Origin of the sequence: Aestuariivita boseongensis (assembly GCF_001262635.1) — a bacterium.
In the GTDB taxonomy this organism is placed as follows: Bacteria; Pseudomonadota; Alphaproteobacteria; order Rhodobacterales; family Rhodobacteraceae; genus Aestuariivita; species Aestuariivita boseongensis.
On record NZ_JXYH01000103.1, the window covers coordinates 1 to 3270 of the forward strand.

A 3270-nucleotide genomic window follows, 5' to 3' on the forward strand; every position below is an offset into this window, starting at 1 on the left:
GTGTGTCTAGAACGCTAAGAACTTTCAGCCCATAGCACTGCATCTTCTAGCCGGTCGTCACCCCAGAACACTTCACCGTCGACCACGAAGGTGGGTGATCCAAATACTCCGAGTGCCATGGCCTCTTCGGTCGCAGCAGATAGAGCATTTGCGATGCTTTCTGACTGCGCGGCAGCGATAACCTTGCTGGGATCACAACCGATTTCCTCAAGGCTGGATGAGAGGTTTGGTTCTTCACCAGCTGGTTCGCCAGCTTCAAACCAGCGCTTGTAAGTGGCCCGAGTGTAGGCTTCGACCCAACCCTCGTTGACGCCGACCATTGCAACCTGATTGGCCAAAACCAAACCCGGCAAAGGGTATGGAGCCGGTACTTTCGGTGACAGACCGTATCTTTGTGCTCGGCGTTCGATGTCGCGCCACATGTAAGCGGCTTTTACCGGTTTGCCTTTGAAGGGAATGTTGTTCTGTTCGACCATCACGTGCCGAACATCAAAAGGTCGCCAACGAAACTTCACATTGTGCGCTCGTTCGACCTCGGGAAGACGCATGACTGTCAGGTAGCTGTAGGTGCTGCCGATCGAGTACCAGAAATCCATTTCTGCCAAGGTTGCTCCTCCAAGCGTTGCTGTGAAAGGGGAAGGCCCTTAAAGGCCCTCGACGAGGATGAGGTCCGTGTCCGAAATCTTCTCTCTGACCGCACGTGCCTCTGTATACGCATCGGATTCGTAGAAGGCCCGAGCCGCATCAATGCTCTCGAATTCAATCACGATAGCTAGCCCCTGAGCACCGCCCTCGCGATGGTCCGGTGACGGGTTTCTCACCAGGACTTTGCCGTTGTGCGCTTTGATGGCTGCGCCCGATAGTTGCTTGAACTCCTCAAAGGCGTCTTTGTCATGAACACGGATGTGCGCGACCAGATATCCTTTTGCCATTCCAATCATCCCTTATCCTATTGGTATGCTTGAAAGGTAACTGCGGTTCGAAGACTGTGTCTACAGCCGTTGCTAGCGAAGTATTGGAAGGGATTGAGACATGTACACAAAGCTTTTGGCCATCGTGGCGACGCTCGTTTCGAGCGCTGGCTCGGCAATGGCGGTTTCACCCGAAGCACAACAACTCATCGACCGCGCAGCTGCGGACTGCCAAGCCTTCGAGAACGGCGAGTTTGATCAGGGCGATGCTGTCATTGAGATTGAACTGCGCTCTCAGTTTGGGACCGTGGACGCGGAACTTGTGGACGAAAGCCAATACGCATGCTCATCCGCTGCGTCGCTCTACTGCGGCACAGGTGGTTGCATGCTTAATCTCATTGTGAACGGTGAGACGATGGCGTGGCAGGCAACTGGTTGGCGGCTCATTGATTGGGGTCCCGACCGTATCCTTCTTATTGGACGTGACGGAGGTTGGTGTGGCGGCGCTGGGGCAGAGGTGTGCTATGAAGCGCTGGTTTGGAGCAACGGCAAGATGCTGACCGTCGGCCCCGCACCTGAATGAGCGCGCATCGATCTTCAAAAACTCTGACATGACACGATGAATGATCTGAACATCATCCTTGAGAGCGAAATCACGTGCCCTGAGTGCGGCCACAAGGCAGTGGAGACCATGCCGACCGATGCCTGTCAGTGGTTCTACGAGTGCACCTCATGCGGGGCTGTGATCAAGCCGTTGCCAGGCGATTGCTGTGTCTATTGCTCCTACGGAACCGTGCCTTGTCCGCCGATCCAAGAAGGTGGGTCGTGTTGCGGCTGATCAATGTGCGTGATCCAAAACACTGTGGGGAAGAACTGTGTTGCAGTTGCTGTGGGCAAACAGTGTGTTGCGAACATTCGTTACGGCTGCTTCAGATGTCACATCAGCGGACTTAACCGTCGGTCGAGACAGGTCGTATCAAGCCCTGCGATGGCAAGTAAATGTCTGTAGCACCCATGCTTGATTGCTTAAGTGAGGGATGTCACAGTCATCAACGGAGCGATGGCTCTTCACGCATGACCCTTTTCTGGAAATTCGATTGAGGTCCGGATGAACATTCCATCCAATGGCAGCGAGATTACGCCCGAGTGGTTAACTGCAGCTTTGCGTGACGCAGGCCATCTTTCCGTAAATGGCGCTGTTGCCAGTCTCAGACTTGAGCCCTTGCAAGACGCCAAGGCAGTTTTTGGCGCACTTTATCGCCTGCATCTCTCGTACGATGGAGACCGAGGCCAATTGCCATCAACGATGATTGCGAAAGGGCCATCGCCGAACCGGGAATCCGTGGCAATAATGCAGAGGATCGGCGGTTATCGACAGGAAACGCAATTCTACCGTTTGATTGCACCTGAAGCCGGTCTCCGGACCCCTGTCTGTTACGCATCTCTGATAAATGAGACTGGCGACGCGTTCATCCTGCTTCTCGAAGACCTATCCGCTTTCAGGCAGGTCGTAGGGGCTGCTCTTTCTGCCGCGGAGATTGAAGCAACTGTGCGCGGCCTTGCTGCAGCAAGCGCAGCCTGTTGGCGAAAGGCGTCACTTAGTACGTTCGATTGGCTGCGCAACGTGCAGACCGATACGAAAACTTATCACGAGAACTTCCTTCGGGCTTGGTCGAAAATATCGAAGCAGCTTGTCCCAGAGGGGTTCGATGACAAACGGTTAGGTGCAGAAATCGCCGAGTGCTTTTTGCGCAATCATGACCTGCTGGGCGCTGACCCTCAGACCTTGCTACTTACGGACGTGCGCGCAGAAAATCTGTTCTTTGCCGATACCGCAGAGGGTGTGGAAACGATCTTCATCGACTTCCAGTTTTTGCGGGTGGGCCGGGGCCCTACAAGCCTTAGTTCATTCTTGGCTACACTCCCCGATAGGCAAGTCATGGAAGAGGGTCTGGTTCGGCATTACTATGCGTGCCTCAGGGACGGAGGCATACAGGATTACTCTCTCGATGAATGCTTCCACGACTACTGGCGTGGCGTGATCAGACGTTTCGTCGGCATGGCGGGGATACTAGCGACAGTCGATCCGGACAGTCAGCAAGGCAAGGCGGTGCTTGAAGTCTTAGATCAGATAGGACCACAGGACATGACACGCTACGCGGACTTATTGTCTGGCACCTAACGACCGAAATGTAACGCCCAACGCATTTGCCGTGCCTTAACGTCTGTTTTGAGCTCTTCTGAGGCATCTGACCGAAACTCTCAGATGACTTCTAACTGCTGCATTGCTGCCGTTCCACAACGTTGTCGCGCTACACGCTGTCTTTGAGTGTGTTCGCATGAGCCTCCCCAACTGAAC

Annotated in this window: 5 protein-coding genes; 3 read left to right on the forward strand and 2 right to left on the reverse strand. The window is 54.3% G+C overall.

The window, feature by feature from the left end; all coding sequences use genetic code 11:
• Window positions 1-14: 14 nt before the first annotated feature.
• On the reverse strand, window positions 15-596 hold the full coding sequence (locus TR61_RS19240) for a DsbA family protein (protein WP_050932160.1): 582 nt from the start codon (window positions 594-596) through the stop codon (window positions 15-17).
• Window positions 597-644: 48 nt separating this feature from the next.
• Window positions 645-932 (reverse strand): DUF1330 domain-containing protein, encoded by a 288-nt coding sequence (locus TR61_RS19245; protein ID WP_050932167.1) that lies wholly within the window; start codon window positions 930-932, stop codon window positions 645-647.
• A 100-nt stretch (window positions 933-1032) separates the two neighbouring features.
• Between TR61_RS19245 and TR61_RS19250 the strand changes: the two genes are divergently transcribed.
• From TR61_RS19250 to TR61_RS19255, 3 genes are all read left to right on the forward strand, one after another.
• Window positions 1033-1494 carry a hypothetical protein gene (locus TR61_RS19250; RefSeq protein ID WP_050932162.1) on the forward strand — a complete coding sequence of 154 codons (462 nt, stop codon included), beginning with the start codon at window positions 1033-1035 and terminating at the stop codon, window positions 1492-1494.
• A gap of 36 nt (window positions 1495-1530) precedes the next feature.
• Window positions 1531-1749, forward strand: a complete 219-nt coding sequence (locus TR61_RS20455) for a GDCCVxC domain-containing (seleno)protein (protein ID WP_082182060.1) — start codon at window positions 1531-1533, stop codon at window positions 1747-1749.
• A 270-nt stretch (window positions 1750-2019) separates the two neighbouring features.
• Window positions 2020-3093: a protein kinase family protein gene (locus TR61_RS19255; protein ID WP_082182061.1), complete on the forward strand. Its 1074-nt coding sequence runs from the start codon at window positions 2020-2022 to the stop codon at window positions 3091-3093.
• The last annotated feature ends 177 nt before the right edge of the window (window positions 3094-3270 follow it).